Source organism: Pseudomonas sp. GW821-FHT07G10 (genome assembly GCF_059418545.1).
Window position 1 is genome coordinate 125,023 of sequence record NZ_JBWKQB010000001.1, and the last position, 23,349, is coordinate 148,371.

Genomic DNA, 23,349 nt, shown 5'->3' on the forward strand with positions numbered 1-23,349 from the left:
TCGGGCGTTCTGCGGCTGTGGATGAAATTATCCACCGGTGGAAATCAGTGGTTTTCCACAGATAGTTGCATGGGCTTTAGATTTTTTAAGTGAGGTCCATCCAAACAGGGCGGCTTTGCAGCCCTGTTTGGATGGACCCGCTTGGACAAGCGGATCACTCAGATATGAATACCGAGTGCTTATTCAGTTGCGCCACGTTTTGCTTTTAGGCGAGTGACGTTCGCTCCGGTCTGGTTCGCGAATTCGTGTGGAGTGACATGCTCCTGCCGGTTGGCCTCCAGGTACCGGCTCCACCAGTTCATGATCAGCCTGCGCTCCTCGATGAACTCTGCTTTGTGGATGTAAGCGGCGCGGACGTTGTTGCGTTCCTTGTGGCTCATTTGCCGGCTCAATCGAGATCTCTGACCACAACCCAGACTCTATCAGTGCGTTACGGGCCATCGAATGGAAGCCGTGACTGCAAATTTCCCTCTTGGTGTCGAACCCCATCGTACGCAGTGCTTTGTTCACGGTGTTCTCGGACATAGGTTCCCAGGACTTGGCATCGCCTGTGAGCACCAATTCGAATTTACCGGTGAGCACATGGATCTGTTCGAGGAAGGTCACCTTTGGTTCAGCACTACCTGGACAAATAGCCTTACACAATCCCAACCCGTAACAGCGCCTAGGAACTTGGTTGTACCTCACAATGCCGGCTACTTGTGATCACCCCATTCCGTTCTCGCTGGCTGTGGATTGCTTCTTGTCTGAATTGTTCAAGCTCAAAGAAAATGCGCTGGTCTCTCATCCCTCCGGTTCGCTCAGCTTCGGCACTATTCCTGAAATGCCGGCGTTCGCTTTGCCGGGTGGTGAGATTTACCTCCGGGTGGGGGTACACAAGGGTGAGAACAGAGGATTTGGGATCAGGCATATCTGGGCGGCGCATCGTTCAGATTTGCTCAAGCATGGCTGTGATGGAATCGACGGCGTAGCCACACATGTGGCCCGAATGATTGTTCGTGGTGCTCCGATTTATTGCGAGTTTCGTGATTTGCGCGGGAATCACCGTTTGGCGGTGATGAAGACGCCTGCTGGCTCTCTGGTGTTGGAGCCAAGAAATGAGCGTCGCGGTTTTGGGTATTACGTGATCACATGGTATCCGAAGCGACGTTTGGACGGGACCTTGGTCGGTCGAGTTGTCAGGTCTGCGGGAGCCCCATAAAAAAGGCGCCCTGCAGGGCGCCTTTAATGATTCATGAGGAGTAGTCGCAGCGATTCTTTAGCTCCGGGTCATAACTGACCTTGGGTTCAGGATCCGATGAGCCAGCTCATCGTCACTACTTCAGAGAGTGCCAGTATCTCTGCTGCCGAAATTCCGGGGGGGCGTTACTGGAGCCCATGCCCAGAGATGCGCAATTGCAGTCCTCAACGCTTATTTTCGATCCGGACTGCGAGAGTGTCAATCACACAAACATTTCCGGTTACGAGGTTATCCGGTGGACGATCTTTCCAGGTAGGCAACCGGATTCGCGTTGGGGTCGAAATCTGAAGATCAAAAGATTGTCCGAACACGGCCCAAACCTTCGGCAGCTCCGGGGGGGGGGCGGGATGTTTTTAGGCGTTGGACTTTCTGAATGCCAGAAACAACAAAGGCCCGCATTTCTGCGAGCCTTCGTTTTGTATGGTGCCGGCACCAGGAGTCGAACCCGGGACCTACTGATTACAAGTCAGTTGCTCTACCAACTGAGCTATACCGGCGTGTTGGGCGACGATTATAGCGATTGGTTTGGTTCTGTAAACCCCTGAAATCTGACTATTTTTGCGTGGGGCGTGCTGACGCTTTGTGCTTGGGTGTGTGTGGGTTCTCCGCGCCCTCGAATAGTCGACTTTAAAAGCCTCTGGAACGCCCCTTGGCCTGTCTTCACAGGCCAGGGGATCGTGTGAATCTAAGCCTCCCAGCCCGCCCCACTGACCGCCGCCTGTGCCAGTGGGTGCAAGTCTGCCCCCTGATGCTCCGTCTGCCAGGCCAGCAACTCCTTGCGCATGCCGGGCGTCCAGTACATCTGCAGGTGATTACGCACGCCGAGCACGGCCTGTTGCTGGTCCGGTTCGCCGGCGAAGTACTGGGCGATCTGGTTGGCCATTTTGATCAGGTTGGCGGTGCTCATCGGCGTACCTCGGCTTTTGTTCCGGCGGTGCGTGCCTGGCGGCGTTCGTCGAGCAAGCGTTGTTGATCGTCACTGAATGCCTGGTAGCGTTTTTGCCACTCGGAAGGGTGGTAGACGCGGCTGACTTCCACGGCGGTGACCTTGTACTCCGGACAGTTGGTGGCCCAGTCGGAGTTGTCGGTGGTGATGACGTTGGCCCCCGATTCAGGGAAGTGGAAGGTGGTGTACACCACGCCTGGGGCTACCCGTTCGCTGACCCGCGCACGCAGTACGGTCTGTCCGGCGCGGCTGCCGATGCCGACCCAGTCACCTTCGTTGATGCCACGGCTCTCGGCGTCGGTCGGGTGGATTTCCAGGCGGTCTTCGTCGTGCCAGGCGACGTTCTCGGTACGCCGGGTCTGGGCGCCGACGTTGTACTGGCTGAGGATGCGTCCGGTGGTCAGCAGAAGGGGATAGCGACTGTTGACCTTTTCCTCGGTGGGCACGTAGCCGGTGAGCATGAAGCGCCCCTTGCCGCGCACGAACTCCTCGATGTGCATGGTCGGTGTGCCGTCCGGTGCCGCGGCGTTGCACGGCCATTGCAGGCTGCCGTGGCGCTCCAGTGAGGCGTAGCTGACGTTGCTGAAGGTTGGCGTCAGGCTGGCGATTTCATCCATGATGTCGGACGGGTGCTTGTAGTTCATCGGGTAACCGAGCGCGTTGGCCAGGGCCACTGTGCCTTCCCAGTCGGCCTTGCCGCCCAGCGGTTCCATGACTTTGCGCACTCGGGAGATGCGCCGCTCGGCGTTGGTGAAGGTGCCGTCTTTCTCCAGGAACGAGGCGCCCGGCAGGAACACGTGGGCGAACTTGGCGGTTTCGTTGAGGAAAATGTCTTGCACCACGATGCATTCCATGGCCGACAGGGCCGCGGTGACGTGCTGGGTATTCGGGTCGCTCTGGGCGATGTCTTCGCCCTGGCAATACAGACCCTTGAAGCTGCCGCCCAAGGCTGCCTCGAACATGTTGGGAATGCGCAGGCCCGGATCGGGTTGCAGCGTAACGTTCCAGGCCTGTTCGAACTGCGCTCGTATCACCTCGTTGGAAATGTGCCGGTAGCCGGGCAACTCGTGCGGGAAGGAGCCCATGTCGCAGGAGCCTTGAACGTTGTTCTGCCCACGCAGCGGGTTCACGCCCACGCCTTCGCGGCCGATGTTGCCGGTGGCCATGGCCAGGTTGGCGATGCCCATGACCGCGGTGCTGCCCTGGCTGTGCTCGGTGACGCCCAGGCCGTAGTAGATCGCCGCATTGCCGCCGGTGGCATACAGACGGGCGGCGGCACGGATGTCGGCAGCGGCTACGCCGCAGATGGCGCCAAGGACTTCTGGCGAGTTTTCCGCGCGGCTGACGAACTCGCGCCAGTGGGCGAAATCGCTGCCCTCGCAACGGGCGTCGATAAAGGCCTGGTTGAGCAGGCCTTCGGTGACGATGACGTGGGCCAGGGCGTTGAGCATGGCGACGTTGGTGCCCGGGCGCAGGGCCAGGTGCAGTTCGGCGCGGGCATGCACCGTGTCCACCAGATCAATGCGTCGTGGGTCGATGACGATCAGCCGCGCGCCTTCACGCAGGCGGCGCTTGAGCTGGGAGGCAAACACCGGGTGGGCGTCGCTGGGGTTGGCGCCCATTACCAGGATCACGTCGGCCTGCATCACCGAGTCGAAACTCTGGGTGCCGGCGGACTCGCCCAGGGTTTGTTTCAGGCCATAGCCGGTAGGCGAGTGGCAGACCCGCGCACAGGTGTCGACGTTGTTGTTGCCGAAGGCGGCGCGCACCAGCTTTTGCACCAGGTAGGTTTCTTCGTTGGTGCAGCGGCTGGAGGTGATGCCACCAATGGAGTCGCGGCCGTATTTTTGCTGCAGCCGGCGGAATTCGCTGGCGGCGTAGGTCACCGCTTCATCCCAGCTGACTTCCTGCCAAGGGTCGTTGATGTGCTTGCGGATCATCGGCTTGGTGATGCGATCCGGGTGGGTGGCGTAGCCCCAGGCAAAGCGCCCTTTGACGCAGGAGTGGCCGTGGTTGGCCTGGCCGTTCTTGTCTGGAACCATGCGCACCAGCTGGTCGCCTTTCATCTCGGCGCGGAACGAGCAGCCCACACCGCAATAGGCACAGGTAGTGATCACGCTGCGTTCGGGCTGACCCAGTTCGACCACGCTTTTTTCCATCAGGGTCGCGGTCGGGCAGGCTTGCACACAGGCGCCGCAGGACACGCATTCGGAGTCGAGGAAGTCCTCGCCACCGGCGGCCGCGACCCGGGATTCGAAACCGCGCCCGGTAATGGTCAGGGCAAAGGTGCCCTGGGTTTCTTCGCAGGCACGCACGCAGCGGTTGCAGACGATGCACTTGCTCGGGTCGTAGTCGAAGTAGGGGTTGGAGGTGTCCTTCTGGTCGGCCAGATGGTTGTCGCCTTCATAGCCGTAACGCACCTCCCGCAGGCCGACCTGGCCGGCGACGGTTTGCAGCTCGCAGTTGCCGTTGGCCGAGCAGGTCAGGCAGTCCAGCGGGTGATCGGAGATGTACAGCTCCATGACGTTGCGGCGCAGGGTGGCGAGCTTCGGCGTCTGGGTGTGCACGCTCATGCCTTCGCTGACCGGCGTGGTGCAGGACGCCGGGTAGCCGCGCATACCGTCGATCTCCACCAGGCACATGCGGCAGGAGCCGAAGGCTTCCAGGCTATCGGTGGCACACAGTTTGGGAATGGTGGTGCCCAGCAGCGCGGCGGCGCGCATCACCGAGGTCCCTTCGGGCACGCTGATACTGCGGCCGTCGATGTTCAGGGTGACTTGCACCTCGCTGTTGCGAGCAGGGGTGCCCAGATCGATATCGGTGTTCGGGTCGAAGAGAGTGATCATTGCTCAGCCTCCGAAGGCTGCAGACCGAAGTCGGCGGGGAAGTGCTTGAGGGCGCTGGCTACCGGATAGGAGACCATGCCGCCCAACGCGCACAGCGAACCGTATTGCAGGGTGTCGCACAGATCCTTGAGAATGATCACCTGTTCATCACGACCGCTCTGGTCAGGCGCGGCCAGCAGGCGGTCGATCACCTCCACGCCCCGGGTCGAGCCGATGCGGCATGGGGTGCATTTGCCACAGGATTCCTCGGCGCAGAACTGCATGGCGAAGCGCGCCATGCGGGCCATGTCCAGGCTGTCGTCAGCCACCACTACACCACCGTGACCAAGCATGGCGCCGATGGCGGCGAAGGCTTCGTAATCCAGCGGCGTGTCGAATTGCCCTGGTGGCACCCAGGCGCCGAGGGGGCCGCCAACCTGCGCGGCTTTCAGCGGTCGGCCACTGGCGGTACCGCCGCCGTAGTCTTCCACCAGTTCCCGCAGGGTCAGGCCAAAGGCCCGTTCCACCAGGCCGCCGTGACGAACATTGCCCGCCAGTTGAAAGGGCATGGTGCCCAGCGAGCGGCCCATGCCGTAATCGCGATAGAACTGCGCGCCCTTGGCCAGAATCAGCGGCACCGAGGCCAGCGTCAGCACGTTGTGCACCAGGGTCGGCAGGCCGAACAGGCCCTGCAAGGCCGGGATGGGCGGCTTGGCGCGGACGATCCCGCGCTTGCCTTCGAGAGAGTCCAGCAGCGCGGTTTCCTCACCGCAGATATAAGCGCCGGCACCGACTCGCACTTCCATGTCGAAGGCCTGGCCGCTGCCGCCGACATTGGCGCCGAGGTAACCGGCGGACCGGGCGATTTCCAGCGCCTCGCGCAGGGTGGCCACGGCCTGTGGATATTCCGAGCGCACATAGATGTAGCCGTAGCTGGCCCCGACGGTGATTCCGGCAATGGCCATGCCTTCGATCAGCAGGAAGGGGTCGCCTTCCATCAACATGCGGTCGGCGAAAGTGCCGGAGTCGCCTTCGTCGGCGTTGCACACAATGTATTTCTGCGCTGCCTGAGTGCCGCGCACCGTGCGCCATTTGATCCCGGCCGGGAAGGCCGCGCCGCCACGGCCACGCAGGCCCGAATCGAACACGGCAGTCGCAGTCTGCTCGCCGCCCAGGGCGATGGCCCGGGTCAAGCCCTCGAAGCCGCCATGGGCCCGGTAATCCTCCAGGGACAGCGGCCGGGTAATGCCGGCGCGGGCGAACAGCAGGCGTTGTTGCGTCTTCAGATAAGGCAGCTGCTCCACCAGGCCCAAGGCCAGTGGATGAGCGGACGGCTCGCCTTGCAACGCATCGAGCAGCGACGGCACATCGGCAGCGGTCAGCGGGCCGAAACCGATACGGCCTTGCGGGCTGTCCACTTCCAGTAGCGGTTCCAGCCAGTACAGGCCGCGAGAGCTGGTGCGTTGCAGGTCCAGCGGCAGATTGCGTTCCCGGGCCTGAGTGGCAAGGGCCACGGCCACCTCATCGGCACCCACGGCACGGGCAAGAGAATCACAGGGCAGATAGATACTCGGCATCATGCATCCTCCAGGCAAGCGTCGAGCAGGGCATCCAGACGCTCGGCGCTGAGCCGCGCATGCACCTGACCATCCAGCTCCAGGGCGGGCGAACAGGCGCAGGCGCCGAGGCAACACACCGGGCGCAGACTGATGTTGCCGTCGGCACTGCTGCCGTGGTCGTCCAGTTGCAGGCGTTCACGCAATTGCGCCGCGAGCTGCTCGGCGCCGCGGCTCTGGCAGGACTCGGCCCGGCACAGACGCAGGATATGCCGCGCCGGGGGCGCGGTGCGGAAGTCATGGTAGAAGCTGATCACCCCGCGAACCTCGGCCTGACTCAGGTTGAGGGCATGGGCAATCTCGGGGACGGCGGCATCGGGGATGTACCCGATGCCCTCCTGAATCTCATGAAGGATCGGCAACAGTGCGCCGGGGGAGCCCTTGTGGCGCTCCAGCAGGCTGTTGACCATAGGCAGGTGCAACATCTCATCAGGCATACAGCATTCCTCACGGTCACGGGCAAACCAGGCGGTTGTCGGTTGTCCGAAAGTGTCGGCTGCGGCACTCACACCACGTCACGGTATCGTGGCATTTTCAGGCCGTTGGCCAGGCACCCTGAGCGGGCATCTTGTTGGGCCCGGTGCGATCTTCGCCGCACCTGTTCAGGGCATAACAGGCAGCTTGCCACGCTGCCTTTGATTCATCTGCACCAAAGCGACGTGTTTGGTTCTTTCTGCGACTACCGGTTGAGTCTAGAAGAGTGGAGCCCAGGGTGTCGTCGCTGAATGGTTGTTATGCCTTTTCGCTTGAGGGTTTATGCACAACGGATTGCCGTCGGGGAAGGTGACGGTTGACTTCACCGGGAGGACGTCGATGGTGGAGATTTCGAAACGGGTGTCTCGGCATTTGCGTTGAACTGAGTAATTAAAAGCCCCGAAAACCTCGGGGCTAATCCAAAATTCCAGTCAGCACGCACAACCCCTGTGGGAGCGAGCCTGCTCGCGAAAGCGCCAGGTCAGCCAACATCAATGCTGAATGTACCGCCGCCGTCGCAAGCAGTTCGCTCCCACAGGCTTCATTCCTTACCGACTGGCATCAGAACCACAATTTCCCAGCCACTACCCTTCAGACTTCGCCGCCGCCCGCTTAGGTGTCGGTGCTGAAGTACGATCCCGCGTAAGCACCTTCACCGCATCATCAACCACTGCCTTACTCATCGTCGTCAAATAATGCGCGGCCCAGGCGTGGCGGTCGGTGTCTTTGGCGTAGGCAGCATCTTCGGTAAGCGCCTTGGCGAGAAACAGAAAATCAGAAGCCATGGCTAACGCATCGCCGAGGGGGACGCCGTGAGTGACGTGGAATAGCGGTTGATCTGAACAATAGATGGCAGGTGTTAAGCCGATGGTTTTCAGCTCTGATTTTTCGGTCATTGGCCACCTCCGATGATGGAGAGGCGGTGGGAGAGGGCGGACGGTGGGGTGTTATGCGATTGGGAGTTGCATTGAGGGAAAAGCCACGTTTTGAACGGATTGATGCTGCGCATTATCAGACTCCTTGATATGAGGAGCTGCCACGTTCGTTTCCACACGAATGGGTGACAGCTGTGCGCAGGGTGGAAAACCGGGAATCAAGGAAACCGGTACGCCCGAAGACGTCCCACGCACAGCCGCCATAACTCACGCCGCAGGCACAAAAAAAGCGCCGGCAATCGTGATGGGGGCGCTGTTGCGCCTTGAATTACACGGGTTTCCACACCCGGTCGCTGAATTGGCAGCGACGCCGGAAGGGTATCGCGCAGACCCTTTTCCTGCAACCTTCGGAAGCGCAGGGTGATTATATGGTCAGTCACTGCGGATATTCGGGTGATGAAGGCGGGGCGGCAGGCTGCAAAAAAGGTGTACTTGCGTCATGAAGCGTATTGAAACAGGGCAATGCCATCTGTCTGCGGGTTACATATTTGCGCTTAGGGTCATTGCGAATTTACCTCATAATCGCGCTTCTACCGTCGGTAGCTCTGCTTCTCTACTAATCTGTAGTCGCTGCAACCAGACCTTTAATAGCCAAGGAGAAAGGCAATGCCAGATAACTGGAACCAGCGTCAGACGGATGCATCTGCCAAGGATGCTCTCGAACGTTTACTGGCCCCATCTGATTTGCCTGCGACCCTATGAGCCAAGCCGCCTTCGTCAATCCAAGCCTGCTCACATGGTCTCGTGAGCGCGCGGGTCTCTCCACTGAGCAGGTTGCTAAAAAGCTGCCAGTGAAACCTGATCGAGTAGAGGAATGGGAGGCTGGCGAGACCAAACCAACATTCCTTCAGGCTCAAAAGTGGGCGAATGTCGCTCACATCCCTTTTGGCTTCTTGTTTCTTCAGCACCCTCCAGTCGAACAACTGCCTTTACCTGATCTGCGGACAGTGGGAGGGATTGCTCCTCAACGCCCCAGCCTGGAACTGTTGGACACCGTAAGGGATGCCATACGTAAGCAGGACTGGTACTTGGAGTATCTGCAACACCAGGAGCATCAGCCGCTGGCATTTGTAGGTCGTTTCAATAGCCGATCTCAAGTCAGAGAGGTGGTGGACGATATCCGCCGTATCCTCGGCGTGAACCCTGACATTGCTCGATTGGATTACGAAAAATACAGCCGTGCCTTGATTGAGGCTGCAGAAGCGGCTGGCATTTTGGTTATGCGCAGTGGCATTGCTCTAGGGAATACTCATCGCAAACTTGAAGTGAGCGAGTTTCGGGGTTTTGCCATCAGTAATGCCTATGCCCCCGTTGTATTTATCAACAGTTCCGACGCACCCACCGCCAGGCTGTTCACCTTACTTCACGAGCTGGCTCATATCTGGATCGGTCGCAGTGGAGTGTCTGACGGAAATACCGCAAATGGTCGAGACGAGGAACGTTTCTGCAATGCAGTTGCAGGTGAGTTTCTGGCTCCCGAAGCCCAATTCCGCGCCCTATGGAACGCAGATGTTAACTGGGAAGACAATTTAACTCCGCTAGCCACTCGGTTTCACATCAGTAAATTAGCTATCGGTCGCCGCGCACTGGATCTTGGTTATATAAGCCAAGCGCATTACAGCGCTTACTATCGAATGATCCTCAAGGCTTTCCAGGATGAAAAAGGTGGCGCTGGTGACTATTACCGTAACGCCACCGCGAAAAACAGCCCTCGCCTAAGCAAGGTAGTGCTGACCGAAGCAATGAGTGGCCGGATGCTGCTGCGAGATGCGGGACACTTGCTCGGTGTGCAACCTGCCAAATTAAGGACTCTTGCCAGCAAGATTACGGAATGAATCATTTACTCGACGCTAACACACTGATCGAAGCAAAGAACCGTTACTACGGGATGGCTATCTGTCCCGGATTTTGGCAATGGTTATTACTTGAAAATAAAGCATTAGCTTTAGCCAGTATTACACCTGTAATGGATGAGCTAACAAAAGGGCATGACGATCTGGCGGGTTGGGCGAAGGATAATTCTGATTTCTTTCACGCCATCGCCGATCAGGATACGCAACTGGCATTCGCCCAGGTTGCGGGGCTTGTGGCTGGTCAAGCGCCTAAGATGAGAATAGGTGCTATGGAAGAGTTTTTAGCGGGTGCTGACCCTTGGTTAATTGCGAAATCGATGACTACAGGGGCTACAGTCGTTACTCATGAAGTGCTGAATCTCGACGCTAAACGAAAATTCATAATTCCCAATATTTGCCAGGAACTTAATGTTCCTTTTTTGAATACGTTTGAGTTGTTGCATAGACTTGAAGCACGATTTGTGTTGCCCGAATGAAAATAAGATGGCTTGCTCAAATCGCCCGGGGGTTGGAGTTTTTAGCAGAGTGCACTATGCGCTTTCCGTCTGATTTTCAACGGGTTTCTTCAAGTGTTCTTTAATGAACAAAAATGGGGACACCGTTTTTCCTGAGCAGGCATTGGCTCTGGAAAGGGGGCAGATTTATTTTCGATCTCTCAGAAAGACACCAGGGGAAGCTGCACGGCAAGCTCAATCAGGGCGAGGCCTCTGGGGCACAAGTGCAATCACATCAAACCCCAGAAACAACAAAGGCCCGCATTTCTGCGAGCCTTCGTTTTGTATGGTGCGGCACCAGGAGTCGACCCCGGGACCTACTGATTACAAGTCAGTTGCTCTACCAACTGAGCTATACCGGCATGTCAGGGCGACGATTGTAACGATTGGTTTGGCTCTGTAACCCCTGAAAGCAGGCTATTTTTACACGAGGCTCAAGCGCGGCTGCGAACCAGCACATTCTTGAGTTTTTGAATGGCTCGCCATGACCGGCTGTTTCTCATGGCGTGCAGTTCTGCCTCGGCTTTTTCGGCCCGGCGCCGTTCGGCGATCAGGTCTTTTTCGGTGCCGGATACGGGGTGGCTGAATTTATGCCCGTAGCAAAACTGGAAGTCGTCCAGGTTGCATGGCGGGATGTCGAATGCCGGTTTGAGGTCCAGGTGTTCTTCGGCCAGGTAGAAGGTGTTGATGCCGTCGAACTGCACGGGGTGGTAGCGGGCGTCGGTGACGATTTTTTCCCAGGTCTGGTCGCGGTTCCATGGGGTTTCGATGAGGATGATCCAAGGCCGCCATTTGTTGAAGTCCATGCCGCGCAGGACGGTTTCTTCATGGCCTTCGACGTCGATTTTCAGAAAGTGGATCGGGCCGTTTACGTGTTCTTTGCAGATCGAGGCCAAGGTCCGCGACTGGACGGTTTGGCTGCGCACGTCCATGCCGGCGTCTTTGTGTTGCCTGGCGATGTTTGCATCCAGGGTCGAAAGCCCGGTGCCGGCGATCCCGTAGAAGGTGAGGTCTTGTACGGTTTCTCCGGCCACGCATTGAAGGTTTGTGTCCAAGGGCCGTTGCTGGCAAAGGGCGTCATAGTAGCCCTGGAGCGGCTCGATGTTGATGCCGTTCCAGCCGTGGTCGTAGAACGCCCGGGTGACCGAGTCCAGGGTGGGATCATTGGCCCCGACGTCAATGTAGAAACCGTTTTCGATGTACTTCAGCGCGCGCCACAACCGTATATCTTCGAAATTTTGTGCGTAAGAAATGAACGTCACTGTCTCTTCCTGATAGTCCGAACTGAGTTGGAATGGTGGCGCGCGCGCCAATCGTTTCAGTGCCTGTGTTGCAGGCCCGATGTCAGAGTTTAGCTATCTTGAGGCGGAACGTGTGGTGGCGAAGCGGCCAAATACGGGTGCGGGGCCGCAGGCCCGTTGATCGCTCAACGGGCCTGGCCTTTGCAGGTTACTTCAGCGTGCTACACGCCGTTCTTGACCGCATTGATCAAGTCCTGGCTCAGGACCTGGGCCGGAGCCACTTGCACGCTTTGGGTGTAGAACGGTGGAAGGTCCTGGGCCAGTATCGACAGCGCCTGAGGCGTGACATTACCTGGCAGCAATACGTATTGCAGGTTTGACGGGTAACTCTGGGGAACCGGGCCTTCCATGGTCGAACCGTAGGCACCGAGGGTCATCACCGCTTGCGCGGTGGTGGGGTCGGGAGCGTAGAGGAACACGAAGGTGCCGTATTTTGGGTGCGTCAGGTATTGCTCGGCTTGTTCGCGTACCAGTGGGTCCGGGTCATTCATCAAGGTCCAGCGCATGACGGCGTAGCCGCGGGTGGTTTCCATGAACGCGGTTCTAATCGGTGACTCGTTCTCTACCCCGCCCAGGCACACCAGCAAGTTGCCGAAGGGGTCGAGCAGGGCCACGGAGTTGAAGACGTCGGCTTGCTGTGCGGTCTTGAGCAGTGGCGGCGCCAGTTCGGCACCGGGGTCTCGCGGGTTGGCCGATTGAACGGTCAAGGCGTACGGGCTCAGCCTGGACAGCGCCTTGCGCACCGGGCTGTTGGCCGGGAGTGTCGCGGGGTTCTTCAGCTTTGAAGGTTCCACGCCACTGTTGTTGCTCGCTTCGCGCACTGTGTTGACGCTGGCGTCGAAGATCGAGCCGGTGAGGTAATAGGCTCGCGAATTGATGGTCTGGCCGGCAAACACCGGGCTTTTTGATCCTTGATAGGCACGATTGACCGGATCGCCGACGGCGTAATAGCCCCAGGTGTCTTGCGCCTGCTGACGAATCTGCGGCGGCAGGGACGGGAAGTTGAACTCGCTGTTGTAGTTGACCCCGGCATAGGTATCGATCGCGCTGACGGCGACGTTGAAACCGGCAGTGAGCAGGGCGCCGGCACACATGGCGCAAGGGTCCAGCGTGGTGACGATGGTCAGTTGGCCGGGCGTGGGAAGGTTCAGCGCCGCGACGTTTTCGTAGTACCAGTCGACCAGCTGCCGCTCGCCGTGGGCGGTCGGGTCGTGAGGCAGGAAGTAGGTTGTGCCGCTGCCCGGGAAAGGCATCAGCACGTTGTTGTGTAGTGCGGCGATGACCTCGCCGGTGGCGTTATCGATGATGGCGCCACCGACGGCGAAGGTTTTCTGCATGGCGGCGAGAATGGCCTGATCGGCGACGGTATCTACAGCTTCCTGCGCACTGTTCACTGTGCTCATGGTGTGTGAGCTCCTTGCTGTCCTCTCGCCAGACCATTCTGGCGTTTGAAGACGATAGCTCAGCTTTTCGAGCGCGTTTATGCCCTTTGGCTTGAACGTTTATGCACAACTGAGTGGTTGCAAGTCTGGACAATGCGCCATTTTGTGATCCGGTTCTCATTTGTGCGCAACTGGCTGTTTTTTCGGTTTTTTATTGGCTGAACGAAAATTGAACAGTTGTTGTTTCAGCTCTGAAATGGCTCTGGAATTGGATCCGCGAAAGTTTCATCAACAGAGTTATCCACAGGCTGGGGAGTAAAAAGGGGGCTATTTGCGTTCGGCCAGCAGCATCAGGTTGCGGGGTGTCAGTGGGGTTTGGCAGAACACTCCGAGGCGCACGCGGTAGTTTTGCTCTTGCAGAAAAAGTGCCCGATCAAGCACCAGCCAGAGTTCCAGTGGCCGACGAAACAGGCCGCGCAGCAACTCCAGGTTGCGCACCTGCGCCAGGCGTTGCCAGCCAGCGGTTTCCAGTGCCGGCCAATCCTGCTCGACGGTGGACAAGTCTTTGAGTGCGGCGAGATCACGGCAGTAGTTGGCGAACGGCTTGTCCAGCCAGGCACTGGGCAATGAGGGTGTTGGCAGATACTCGTCGCACCCGCGCAGTTGCCGTTGCAGCAGGTCGAAGGCCAGCCGTCGGGCCATCGAGGTGTCACGCTGGCGCCGTACGCGAGCGCCAGCGGTGACGGTTTCGCTGAGGGGCAGCGCCAGATCATCGAGCGATAGCTGTAGGCCGGATGCCTTGGCCGCGCCTGAAAGTGCCTGGTACTCGCTGCTCTGGATGCGGTTGTAGCAGCAAGGCGCGATTGCCAGTTGCTTGCAGCCCGCTCCGCTGGCCAGTTGCATCAGACGCACGTGCAGGTCACCGCAGGCATGCAGCGCGACCGGGGTGTGTTCGGCGGTCAGGCGAGCAGCAGCGTCCGTTGCCAGGACGTCTTGCTGGACATGGGTAACCGGTAGCTGATGACGCTGGCTGAGCTGTTCACCGGCATCGATCAACGCCGGGTCGTATTCCAGACAGGTCAGCTGTTGTCCGGCGTGCAGCAGGCGGCGCCCCAAATGGCCTTTACCCGAGCACCAGTCGAGCCAGTGTCTGGGCTCCTCGGCAAATTGCAGGCACTGGGCAAAGGCCTCGATCTGCTGCCACTTGCGTCCGGGAACATCGACGTTCAAGCGTCGGGCGGCAGGATCGAGCGGATGGCTGGGCAGTTCGCCGACAGCGCTGAGTGCGGCGGACGTGGCGGCTAACGCTGAAAACGGAGCGGGGGCATCGAGGTGTTGTGGCTGGTTGTGGCTGGCTTCGGCGTCGTCCAGCGAACGTTGCCGTAGCCAGTTGGCCAGCTCGGGATGCTGCGCTTCCCACGGCAGCTGCCGATGGGTAAAAGGACGCGGCCACCACAGCGCCTGATGCTCTATCAGAAACGCGTCCAGTGCCTTGAAACGGGCGAGCAGTTGCTCGCCCGTAAGCACCGGCGGCAGATCAGCGTCCCTGAGAGGCATCGACGCGCAACCAGCGCTCCAGCAGCTTGAAGCCGCGCACCAGCACATAGGCCATCAGCAGGTAGAACATCCCAGCAGCGAAGAAAATCTCCACTGGCAGATAAGTCCGCGCAATGATGGTTCGGGCCATGCCGGTCAGTTCCAGCAAGGTCACGGTGCTGGCCAGCGCGCTGGCCTTGAGCATCAGGATCACTTCGTTGCTGTAGGCCGGTAAACCGATCCGCGCTGCACGCGGCAGCATGATGTAGAACAGCGCCTCTGGGCGCGACATGCCCAGAGCACGCGCCGCTTCGATTTCGCCGGGTGGAATGGCCTGGATCGCGCCGCGCAGGATCTCGGCGATGTAGGCCGCCGTGTGCAGGGTCATGGTGGCGGTGGCGCACCAGAATGGATTGCGCAGGTAAGGCCACATGGCGCTTTCACGCACCGCGTCGAACTGCGCCAGGCCGTAGTAGACCAGGAACAACTGCACCAGCAGCGGCGTACCACGGAAGAAGAAAATGTAGGCGTAAGGCAGGGCGCGTACGTACCTGCTCCGCGACGAGCGGGCGATACCCAGCGGAATAGCCAGCAGCAACCCGAGGATGACGGCGATAGCGACCAGTTCCAGGGTCAGGGTCGCGCCCTGCGCCAGTTTCGGCAGCCATTTGATGATCACGTCCCAGTTCATTGCGTGCTCCTGGCGAAGCCGCGAGCGGCGCGTTTTTCCAAAAAGTGCATGCCGGTCATGGCAAGAATCGTCAGGCCCAGGTACATGAAGGCGGCAACCATATAGAAGGTGAACGGCTGCTTGGACACGGTTACGCCGATTTGCGCGTGGCGCATGATTTCTTCCAGGCCGATGACCGACACCAGCGCGGTGTCCTTCATCAGGATCATGAACAGGTTGCCCAGCCCTGGCAGGGCAATGCGCCACATTTGCGGCATGATCAGCCGGGTGAAAATCCGAAACTTCGACAGGCCCAGGGCCACGCCGGCTTCACGATGGCCTTTGGGGATTGCCAGAATCGCACCGCGAAAGACTTCGGTGGCATAGGCGCCAAAGCACAAGCCAAGGGCGATCACGCCGGCAGCGAAGGCATTGAGTTCCAGATCGGGGTTGCCGAAAAACTCACCCAGCGCCCGCATCAGGTTGACCGTGCCGAAGTAAATCAGCAGCACCCAAAGCAGTTCCGGGATGCCTCGAACCAGCGTCGAGTAAGTACCGCCAAGCCATTGCAACGGCTTGTACGGGGAAGTCTTGGCCAAGGCGCCGAGCAGACCGAGAACCAGCCCCAGGCACAATGCCGAGAGAGCCAGTTTGACGGTCATCAGCGCGCCGGCGGCGAGCGCCGGGCCGAATCCGTAGAGATCGATATTCATGGATTTTTATTCAAATCGCAGCAGGCTTTGCTAAGGACCGGCAACCGCCTGAGGCGGTGCCGGTCGGGCGCGTCAGTATCAATAGATGCTGAACGGGAAGTACTTGTCGTTGATCTTCTTGTAGGTGCCGTCAGCCACGATTTCTTTCAGCGCAGCGTTCAGCTTCTCGCGAATCGGGTCGCCTTTGCGTACAGCGATACCGATCTTGTCGCTTTCTTCCACCGGGTCGCCCTTGAACTCATAAGGCTTGCCGGCATCGCTTTTGAGCCACTCATAGTTGACGTACTTGTCTGCCAGGATCGCGTCGACGCGGCCGGAAGTCAGGTCCAGGTAGGCGTTTTCCTGGGTGTCGTAGAGTTTGATCTCGACCGCGTCACCCAGGTGGTCTTCCAGCCAGGTACCGGCCAGGGTCGCGCGCTGGGCACCGATGACTTTGCCTTTCAGAGAGTCTTTGTCGGTCTTGAAGTCGGTTTTGTCTTTGGCCGCGATGAATTGCAGCTTGTTCGAGTAGTACGGATCGCTGAAGTCGACGGCTTGCTTGCGTTCTTCAGTGATCGACATCGAAGAGATCAGGAAGTCGAACTTCTTTGCGTTCAAGGCCGGGATGATGCCGTCCCAATCGGAGGTGACGATGGTGCACTCGGCTTTCATCTTGGCGCACAGGGCGTTGCCGATTTCGACGTCGAAACCGACGACCTGGCCGCTGGCATCTTTATTGTTGAACGGCGGGTAGGCCGCTTCGATGCCCATCTTCAAGGTTTCAGCAGCGGCGGTGGCGCTGAAAGCCAGGGTAACGGCAGCGGCCAGGAGGAATTTTTTATAGCTCTGCATTGGGTGTTGCTCCGTTAGCGGTTGCTGGACATGAATTGTTTGCAGCGCGCCGAAAGCGGGTTTTCGAACACCTGCTGTGGCGATCCTTGCTCCTCGATCAGGCCTTGGTGAAGGAATACCACTTCACTGGAAACCTGTCGGGCAAAGCCCATTTCATGCGTGACCAGAAGCATGGTGCGGCCTTCTTCGGCCAGCGCGCGGATCACATTAAGTACTTCCTGGACCATTTCCGGGTCAAGGGCCGAAGTCGGCTCATCGAACAGAATGACTTTGGGTTGCATCGCCAGGGTGCGGGCGATGGCCGCGCGTTGTTGCTGACCGCCGGAGAGTTGCGCGGGGTAGGCGTGGCGTTTGTCGGCGATGCCGACCTTGGCCAACAGGGCTTCAGCGATTTCGGTGGCTTCGGCCTTGCTCTGCCCGAGTACGCGGCGCGGCGCTTCGATGATGTTGTCAAGCACGCTCATGTGTGGCCAGAGGTTGAAGTTCTGGAACACGAAACCGATTTCGCTGCGCATGCGGTTGATCTGCCGGCCATCGGCAGCGATCAGCTCGCCGTTTTTCGCGGCTTTGAGCTTGAGCTCTTCGCCAGCCACCAGAATCTGGCCCTGGTGCGGGTTTTCCAGCAGGTTGATGCAACGAAGGAACGTGGACTTGCCGGAACCGGAGGAACCCAGGATCGAGATCACATCGCCGTCGCGTGCGGTCAGCGAGATACCTTTGAGTACCTCAAGCGTACCGTAGCGTTTATGCAAGTTACGGATTTCAAGCGCGGGCGTGGCCTCAGCCATGTGCGGTCCTCATGTGTTCTATTGCGCTCCTGCTGTAGGCGGCCGTCCTGGCGAGGCGGCCAAGCTAGCATAGCGTTTGAATGACAGCCAACAGCGCTACGGGGCGCAAACGGGGGGCGTGTGGGGGGTTGTCGCATCGGTGCAGCAGACTGTCGCGCCATCAACAACCGAACACTCGTTTGAACCTTCATCCCGGCGGGTGTCGCGTAAAAAAGGGCGCGATGGTGCCAGCTTTGGCCGGGTGTTGGAAGCGCTATGCAACCAAACGGCCCCACATCCGCCCCTTAATTGTGCGTGGCGTGCTTTGAGGGTGTGTTTTTGGTGCGCCCATTCATTCTTTAAGTGGGTGGACAGGTAACGTTCTGGCTAAATGCCATTAATCTCAATGGGTTGTGATGATTGTCCGATTGCTCTACAGCCCCCGGAAACTGGCGCAATGAAACATTTTGGCGCAGAACTTGCGTAAAAAATAAGGAACGCTCCGTTGGATTCTTTTTACGAGAAAGTCTGCAGACGGAGTGGACTGAATCGCTCTTCATCGCAAAGGTAGTTTCAATGAGCAATACCCAAAGCTCTAATGGCCTCGAACAGGGGCTTAAACCGCGGCATGTGACCATGCTGTCGATCGCCGGAGTCATCGGCGCCGGCCTGTTTGTCGGCTCCGGACACGCCATCGCAGCCGCCGGTCCTGCGGTACTGCTGGCTTATGCAGCCGCCGGTACTCTGGTGGTATTGGTAATGCGCATGCTGGCCGAAATGGCCATTGCTTCGCCGGACACCGGCTCGTTCTCGACATATGCCGATCGGGCGATCGGTCACTGGGCCGGCTTCACTATCGGCTGGCTGTACTGGTGGTTCTGGGTGTTGGTGATCCCGCTGGAAGCCAACGCTGCGGCAACTATTCTGCACGCCTGGTTTCCCGGCATGGCGATCTGGGCTTTCACCCTGGTCATTACGCTGCTGCTGACGGCGACCAACCTGTGCAGCGTGAAGAATTATGGCGAGTTCGAATTCTGGTTCGCACTGGTCAAGGTCGTAGCGATCATCGGCTTTATCATCCTAGGCGTGCTGGCGATTTTCGGCCTGCTGCCAGGCAGCCAGGTCAGCGGCGTCTCGCACCTGTTCGATACCCAAGGCTTCCTGCCTAACGGCATGGGTGCGGTTTTGGCCGCGATTCTGACCACGATGTTCTCGTTCATGGGCACCGAAATCGTCACCATCGCCGCCGCCGAATCGAAAAACCCGGGTCAGCAAATCTCCAAGGCCACCAACTCGGTGATCTGGCGGATTGGCTTGTTCTACCTGGTGTCGATCTTCATCGTCGTGGCGCTGGTGCCATGGAATGACGCAAGCCTGGCGCAGGTCGGTTCCTACCAGACCGTGCTCGACCGCATGGGTATTCCTAACGCCAAGCTGATCGTTGATCTGGTGGTATTGGTTGCTGTAACCAGCTGCCTGAACTCGGCGCTGTACACCGCTTCGCGCATGCTCTTCTCTCTGGGCAAGCGCGGCGATGCGCCGGCAGTCTCCAAACGCACCAACAACAGCGGCACGCCTTACTGGGCGGTCATGCTGTCCACCGCAGCAGCGTTCCTCGCGGTATTCGCCAACTATGTGGCCCCGGCTGCAGTGTTCGAATTCCTGCTCGCCAGCTCCGGTGCCATCGCTTTGCTGGTGTACCTGGTTATCGCCGTATCCCAGCTGCGTATGCGCCAGAAGCGCATGGCCGCCGGTGAGAAGATTGCCTTCAAGATGTGGCTATTCCCGGGGCTGACCTACGCGGTGATCGTGTTTATCGTCGGCGTGCTGACCCTCATGCTGTTCCAGGAAGAGCATCGCGTGGAAATCCTCGCCACGGGTCTGCTGAGCGTTCTGGTGGTCGCAGCGGGTCTGCTGGTGGCGCGTCGTCGCAAGCTCGAGAAGCGTGGGGCGGCGGTGTTGAATTGATGGTTGATTCAGTCGCGTAACAAAAACGGCCGCTGTCAGGGATGACAGCGGCCGTTTTTGTTTCCGGGTGCTTTAACGAATGGGTTTACTCGTTCGCTTCCAGAAGCACATCGAGTGCCTTTTTGTAGCTGTCCAGCGCAGTCCCGAAATCTGTTATGACTTCAGGGTCTTCAAGCCAGCGCTGGGCTTGCTCACGATCAATACCGTCGGCCCAGATGCGGTAATCAATCAGCATGTCCGCGGCCAGGTGAGTGGCGGCCATTGCCTCGTTCTCGGCATTTTCCATATCCAGCAGCTCAGGCTGCTCGTCGATAATCTTGCTGAGCGAGATGAGCATTCCTATCAGCATCTCTACGCGACTGGTGGTCTCTTCCGCGTCCTGCATGAGGATGAACATATTCAGGATGTCTTCCGGAATTTGCTCATCGTCCATGCTGGTTGGATCGTCGTACATTGCTATGGGTTTTCTGGTTCCCATGCGCAGTTGCTTGGCTTTGGCCTTCGCGCGTTTGGCGCGTTTCTGTTGTTTGTTCAGGGATGCCATTGGTTTCGGTCGTTTTAAGGAGGGGAAGGAGGGATCTGTGGCTATTAAAACGCAGGAGTAAAACCCGATAAACCGTATTTTTTGATGGCTGGCTTCTGAGTTGCGGCAACGCATGTCAGTTCAATACGTGACGCAGTGCGTCACAGTTTGAGCGCCCAGGAAAAACGATGACCCGCAAGTTACGGTGAAGGGTTGGCGTCACGCCGCTTACCCTGCAGCCTGGTTTCAGTAGGCGTTTACCCAGTCTTCAACGCGCAAGCCGCGAACATGTTCAAACTCTCGAAGGTTGTTCGTCACTACAATCAGGCCCTTTGAGCGGGCATGGCCAGCGATCATGTGGTCATACGGACCTATCGGTGTTCCCGCTTCAGCAAGTTCGGACCTGATCATGCCGGTATGCGCAGCTGCTTCATAGTCATAGGGCAGTACGTCAAGCCGGGCGGAGAAACCTTCGATTACCGCCAGATTCTTTTCCGGTGCTGCTGACTTTTCGGCACCGTAGATCAGCTCCATTAGCGTGACAGCGCTGATGCACAGTTGACCATGGTGACGATTGAAAGCCTCGCGCACGATTTGTGGTTTGTTCTTGATGGTGAAGATGCAGATGTTGGTATCGAGCATGAACTTGATCATTAGAACGACTCGCGCTCCTGATCGGCTGGTTGTTCACGACCGGCCATAAAGTCGGGGCTCACACTTTCTCCGTCGAAGGATATACGTAGTGGCTGGCGAAGAATGGAGGGCATCGTGACACCTTCATAACGAAAACGGCCGCCGTCAGTGCAGACGGCGGCCGTTTTTTGTCGATTTGAAAGCGTTAGCGTTACGGCTTCAGCAATGCGTCTGATGCAGCAACGTAATCGGCCTGGAATTGCGGGCTCTCGATCCAGGCAAGCGCCGCTGTTTCGTCCGCCTCGGTGGACCACTGGCGATACTCGATGAGTGCGGCGAGGATGAAGTCGGTCGCGCCTTCTTCACCTTCTTGCTCAAACACCAGCTCAAGCAGCGGATCCCCCAGGAAAACCGCGCACATCGCTTGCTGGCTGGTGGTTTCGGCGGCGCGCATTTTTTTGAACAGTTCGGTCAAGTCAACCGATTCAAAGTCGATGCGATCGTCATTCGGATCCAGCGCTTCGACTGAGGCGCCCGCGCGTTGAGTCCGGTTCTGTTTGGCCTTGGCTTTGGCGCGGGAGGTGCGTTTGTGTTGTTTGTTCGCGGATGCCATGGGCTTCGTTCCGTAATTCGTTGAAAAGGGCAGGTCAAGCGGGTGCATGACGTGGCATTAGCCGCCCGTGTGTACCGGGGGCAAGCTCGCCGTTCTGCAACCAGGACAATGCAATGGGCCATAGTGTGGCTTGGTAAGGGCTGCGAAAAAAGGCGAAATGTCCGACTTCCACTTCGCCGATGTCTTCCGGGGCGATTCGCAGGTGCGTTTTCGTGCTGGCAGTGAAGTAGCCAAGCAGTCGCTCGATGGCTGCGACAGTGCCATAGGGATCGTCGCTGAGGCTGATGGCGAGTGTCTGGGCTGTCACCGTAGAGAATGGCAGTTCGTCGAACATGCGCCCGCTGGGGCGCCTCTCGTACTGTGCGGTCGGGGTGCTCCAGTCCCGGACTACGCCGGCGGGGGTATCTTCCAGCCAGCCCAGGCGCTTGCCGGGAAAGTAGCCGCAGAACATCGTCACCAGCGGCATCAGCAGATGCCACTTGCAGAACATCTGCCAACGGCTGGCGGGGGCATAGTCGCGCCAGTAGGCGAATTGCGCGCCTACGGTCACCAGGCGCCGGATCAGGTGTCCCGAAGCGCCCAGCCCGGCTGCGCAGCCGCCGAAGCTATGGCCGACCACATCAATGGGTTGGCCGGGGAATTCCCTGCGTGCGCGTTGCAATATGGCTTCGAAATCGAGCGCGCCCCAATCCGACCATGACGCGTTGAAGCCACGTAACGATGCCGGTCGTGACTCGCCGATCCCGCGATAGTCGTAGGCGATGACATCGAAGCCGTGGCCAAACAGGTAATCGGCGAAGCGAAAGTAATGCCGGCAGCGCACCGAGGTGGCCGCGTTGATAATCACCACCGGGCGCTCGGCGTTTGCATGAAGATGGCGCCAGGTGAATCCGCCAAGCACGAAGCCATCGGCGGCGGGCTCCTTGAAGGAGTCGCTGGGCCCGGTTGTGACCGACGGTCCCGGTGCCTTGGCAACTGGCGACTGCGACGCTGAAGGCGAGGCTGGACTCTGCAGATTCATGGGCACTGGCTCTTTTTCAGGAGAGACGAAAGAACGATCAAGTTGCTCACTATAGGATCGGCTGAAAACATCGGCAGTCTTTTTTCAGCGGCGCCATTGTCCGGTTCATCGACTCCGGCGTTGTGAAGTCTCACACCCAATAAGCCGAATTTAAACTTTTTAGAATCAGGCGAATCAACAATACAGGGGGAGACCAAACCGGGATGCTGCCGTTTCATGGCATAGCGCGTAGTGGTGGCATCGCATTCATGGGTTCTGTAAGAACCCGGGAGTCGTCGTCATGAAGTCCTTGCGCATACTTGCGTTTTCTGGAGCTGCTGCGGTCATGCTATCGGGATTGCCTGCAACGGTATTGCTGGCTGCCAGCGCAGAGCCGATCGATAGTTCGGCAGTGCAACTTGAGCAACAACAGCAAAACGGTATTGCCTACCTGTCAGGCGGTATTGGTCTGGACGAGTCACGGGCCATTCAGCAGGCCAAGGGATACAACCTGCACATGACCTTTTCCACCGGCCCGGGCAATGAATATATCCCTGATGTCGATGTCGCGATTCAGAACATGCAGGGACATTCAATGCTGACGCTGAGTCAGGTCGGCCCTATCGTTTATGTTCAGTTATCACCCGGTAAATATGTCATCGTCGGCACTCGCAATGGTCAAGAACAACGAAGCACCGTTGAAATCAAAGGCGGGGCTGTTCGTGATCTGGTTTTCCACTGGAAAGATGCCAAATAATCGCTGATGCCTGAAGGTCATTAGTAATTCTTCAAAAACTGCAGACAACAAAAAACCCGCACTGGGCGGGTTTTTTGTGGGCTTTCACGTGGTTTTAGACACCACATGAAAGCTGAATGTGGTGCCCAGAGACGGAATCGAACCGCCGACACGGGGATTTTCAATCCCCTGCTCTACCGACTGAGCTATCTGGGCAACGGGGCGCATTAAACGGGTTTTTCAGGGGGTCGTCAAGCACGATTTGAAAAAATGTTTAATTATTACCGTCGCTT

At 58.5% G+C, this 23,349-nt stretch carries 21 protein-coding genes, 3 tRNA genes and 2 pseudogenes; 5 read left to right on the forward strand and 21 right to left on the reverse strand.

What is annotated here, in order from left to right; all coding sequences use genetic code 11:
• Window positions 1-179 precede the first annotated feature (179 nt).
• Window positions 180-606 (reverse strand): annotated as a pseudogene (locus tag AC07O1_RS00625) (tyrosine-type recombinase/integrase); the annotation flags it as partial.
• A gap of 136 nt (window positions 607-742) precedes the next feature.
• Here AC07O1_RS00625 and AC07O1_RS00630 point away from each other — a divergent pair.
• Entirely contained in the window at window positions 743-1,201 is a 459-nt protein-coding gene (locus AC07O1_RS00630; protein WP_495087622.1) for a hypothetical protein, read from the forward strand.
• 460 nt (window positions 1,202-1,661) lie between these two features.
• On the opposite strand, the gene AC07O1_RS00635 is transcribed toward AC07O1_RS00630, so the two are convergent.
• From AC07O1_RS00635 to AC07O1_RS00660, 6 genes are all read right to left on the reverse strand, one after another.
• Window positions 1,662-1,737: transfer RNA gene (locus AC07O1_RS00635), tRNA-Thr, on the reverse strand.
• A 188-nt stretch (window positions 1,738-1,925) separates the two neighbouring features.
• Window positions 1,926-2,147 (reverse strand): formate dehydrogenase subunit delta, encoded by a 222-nt coding sequence (locus tag AC07O1_RS00640; RefSeq protein WP_494994383.1) that lies wholly within the window; start codon window positions 2,145-2,147, stop codon window positions 1,926-1,928.
• On the reverse strand, window positions 2,144-5,032 hold the full coding sequence (gene fdhF / locus AC07O1_RS00645) for a formate dehydrogenase subunit alpha (RefSeq protein ID WP_495087623.1): 2,889 nt from the start codon (window positions 5,030-5,032) through the stop codon (window positions 2,144-2,146). Before fdhF ends, AC07O1_RS00640 begins: the two co-directional genes overlap by 4 nt.
• On the reverse strand, window positions 5,029-6,591 hold the full coding sequence (locus AC07O1_RS00650; RefSeq protein ID WP_495087624.1) for a formate dehydrogenase beta subunit: 1,563 nt from the start codon (window positions 6,589-6,591) through the stop codon (window positions 5,029-5,031). Before AC07O1_RS00650 ends, fdhF begins: the two co-directional genes overlap by 4 nt.
• A complete protein-coding gene (locus AC07O1_RS00655) occupies window positions 6,588-7,064 on the reverse strand; it encodes a formate dehydrogenase subunit gamma (protein ID WP_495087625.1) in 477 nt (158 codons plus the stop codon). Before AC07O1_RS00655 ends, AC07O1_RS00650 begins: the two co-directional genes overlap by 4 nt.
• A 621-nt stretch (window positions 7,065-7,685) precedes the next feature.
• Window positions 7,686-7,997: a DUF3077 domain-containing protein gene (locus tag AC07O1_RS00660; RefSeq protein WP_495087626.1), complete on the reverse strand. Its 312-nt coding sequence runs from the start codon at window positions 7,995-7,997 to the stop codon at window positions 7,686-7,688.
• Window positions 7,998-8,734: 737 nt separating this feature from the next.
• Between AC07O1_RS00660 and AC07O1_RS00665 the strand changes: the two genes are divergently transcribed.
• Both AC07O1_RS00665 and AC07O1_RS00670 read left to right on the forward strand, forming a co-directional pair.
• Window positions 8,735-9,871: an ImmA/IrrE family metallo-endopeptidase gene (locus AC07O1_RS00665; RefSeq protein ID WP_495087627.1), complete on the forward strand. Its 1,137-nt coding sequence runs from the start codon at window positions 8,735-8,737 to the stop codon at window positions 9,869-9,871.
• Window positions 9,868-10,365: a DUF4411 family protein gene (locus tag AC07O1_RS00670; protein ID WP_495087628.1), complete on the forward strand. Its 498-nt coding sequence runs from the start codon at window positions 9,868-9,870 to the stop codon at window positions 10,363-10,365. Before AC07O1_RS00665 ends, AC07O1_RS00670 begins: the two co-directional genes overlap by 4 nt.
• Before the next feature lie 305 nt (window positions 10,366-10,670).
• Here the strand turns inward: AC07O1_RS00670 and AC07O1_RS00675 are convergent.
• The 8 genes from AC07O1_RS00675 to AC07O1_RS00710 all read right to left on the reverse strand — a co-directional run bounded on the left by AC07O1_RS00675 (window position 10,671) and on the right by AC07O1_RS00710 (window position 17,604).
• Window positions 10,671-10,745: transfer RNA gene (locus AC07O1_RS00675), tRNA-Thr, on the reverse strand.
• Window positions 10,746-10,817: 72 nt separating this feature from the next.
• Entirely contained in the window at window positions 10,818-11,645 is an 828-nt protein-coding gene (locus AC07O1_RS00680; protein WP_495087629.1) for an FkbM family methyltransferase, read from the reverse strand.
• A gap of 200 nt (window positions 11,646-11,845) precedes the next feature.
• The gene (locus AC07O1_RS00685) at window positions 11,846-13,087 is read right to left on the reverse strand and encodes a nucleoside deaminase (RefSeq protein ID WP_495011016.1); all 1,242 of its coding nucleotides are present in this window, start codon (window positions 13,085-13,087) and stop codon (window positions 11,846-11,848) included.
• Window positions 13,088-13,393: 306 nt separating this feature from the next.
• Window positions 13,394-14,623: a methyltransferase gene (locus AC07O1_RS00690; RefSeq protein ID WP_495087630.1), complete on the reverse strand. Its 1,230-nt coding sequence runs from the start codon at window positions 14,621-14,623 to the stop codon at window positions 13,394-13,396.
• Complete coding sequence (locus AC07O1_RS00695; RefSeq protein ID WP_495087631.1) at window positions 14,604-15,293, reverse strand: ABC transporter permease; 690 nt, start codon at window positions 15,291-15,293, stop codon at window positions 14,604-14,606. Before AC07O1_RS00695 ends, AC07O1_RS00690 begins: the two co-directional genes overlap by 20 nt.
• On the reverse strand, window positions 15,290-15,985 hold the full coding sequence (locus AC07O1_RS00700) for an ABC transporter permease (RefSeq protein WP_494994372.1): 696 nt from the start codon (window positions 15,983-15,985) through the stop codon (window positions 15,290-15,292). The genes AC07O1_RS00695 and AC07O1_RS00700 overlap by 4 nt, the downstream gene beginning before the upstream one ends.
• Window positions 15,986-16,063: 78 nt before the next feature.
• Window positions 16,064-16,816, reverse strand: a complete 753-nt coding sequence (locus AC07O1_RS00705; RefSeq protein WP_494994371.1) for an ABC transporter substrate-binding protein — start codon at window positions 16,814-16,816, stop codon at window positions 16,064-16,066.
• Window positions 16,817-16,830: 14 nt separating this feature from the next.
• Window positions 16,831-17,604, reverse strand: a complete 774-nt coding sequence (locus AC07O1_RS00710; protein ID WP_494994370.1) for an ABC transporter ATP-binding protein — start codon at window positions 17,602-17,604, stop codon at window positions 16,831-16,833.
• Window positions 17,605-18,159: 555 nt separating this feature from the next.
• On the opposite strand from AC07O1_RS00710, the gene gabP reads away from it, so the two are divergent.
• Window positions 18,160-19,551, forward strand: a complete 1,392-nt coding sequence (gene gabP / locus AC07O1_RS00715) for a GABA permease (protein ID WP_495087632.1) — start codon at window positions 18,160-18,162, stop codon at window positions 19,549-19,551.
• An 85-nt stretch (window positions 19,552-19,636) separates the two neighbouring features.
• On the opposite strand, the gene AC07O1_RS00720 is transcribed toward gabP, so the two are convergent.
• The 5 genes and pseudogenes from AC07O1_RS00720 to AC07O1_RS00740 all read right to left on the reverse strand — a co-directional run bounded on the left by AC07O1_RS00720 (window position 19,637) and on the right by AC07O1_RS00740 (window position 22,341).
• On the reverse strand, window positions 19,637-20,095 hold the full coding sequence (locus AC07O1_RS00720; RefSeq protein ID WP_495087633.1) for a hypothetical protein: 459 nt from the start codon (window positions 20,093-20,095) through the stop codon (window positions 19,637-19,639).
• Window positions 20,096-20,320: 225 nt separating this feature from the next.
• Window positions 20,321-20,728: a type II toxin-antitoxin system tRNA(fMet)-specific endonuclease VapC gene (vapC, locus tag AC07O1_RS00725; protein WP_495087634.1), complete on the reverse strand. Its 408-nt coding sequence runs from the start codon at window positions 20,726-20,728 to the stop codon at window positions 20,321-20,323.
• Window positions 20,728-20,805: pseudogene (locus AC07O1_RS00730) on the reverse strand (AbrB/MazE/SpoVT family DNA-binding domain-containing protein); the annotation flags it as partial. The pseudogene AC07O1_RS00730 and the gene vapC, both read right to left, overlap by 1 nt.
• A gap of 113 nt (window positions 20,806-20,918) precedes the next feature.
• Window positions 20,919-21,320, reverse strand: coding sequence for a hypothetical protein (locus AC07O1_RS00735; protein WP_495087879.1), 402 nt, complete (start codon window positions 21,318-21,320; stop codon window positions 20,919-20,921).
• 34 nt (window positions 21,321-21,354) lie between these two features.
• A complete protein-coding gene (locus tag AC07O1_RS00740; RefSeq protein WP_495087635.1) occupies window positions 21,355-22,341 on the reverse strand; it encodes an alpha/beta hydrolase family protein in 987 nt (328 codons plus the stop codon).
• A 280-nt stretch (window positions 22,342-22,621) separates the two neighbouring features.
• Here AC07O1_RS00740 and AC07O1_RS00745 point away from each other — a divergent pair, with 280 nt between their 5' ends.
• The gene (locus AC07O1_RS00745) at window positions 22,622-23,077 is read left to right on the forward strand and encodes a carboxypeptidase regulatory-like domain-containing protein (protein ID WP_495011025.1); all 456 of its coding nucleotides are present in this window, start codon (window positions 22,622-22,624) and stop codon (window positions 23,075-23,077) included.
• Window positions 23,078-23,196: 119 nt separating this feature from the next.
• Here the strand turns inward: AC07O1_RS00745 and AC07O1_RS00750 are convergent.
• Window positions 23,197-23,272: transfer RNA gene (locus tag AC07O1_RS00750), tRNA-Phe, on the reverse strand.
• Window positions 23,273-23,349: the final 77 nt, after the last annotated feature.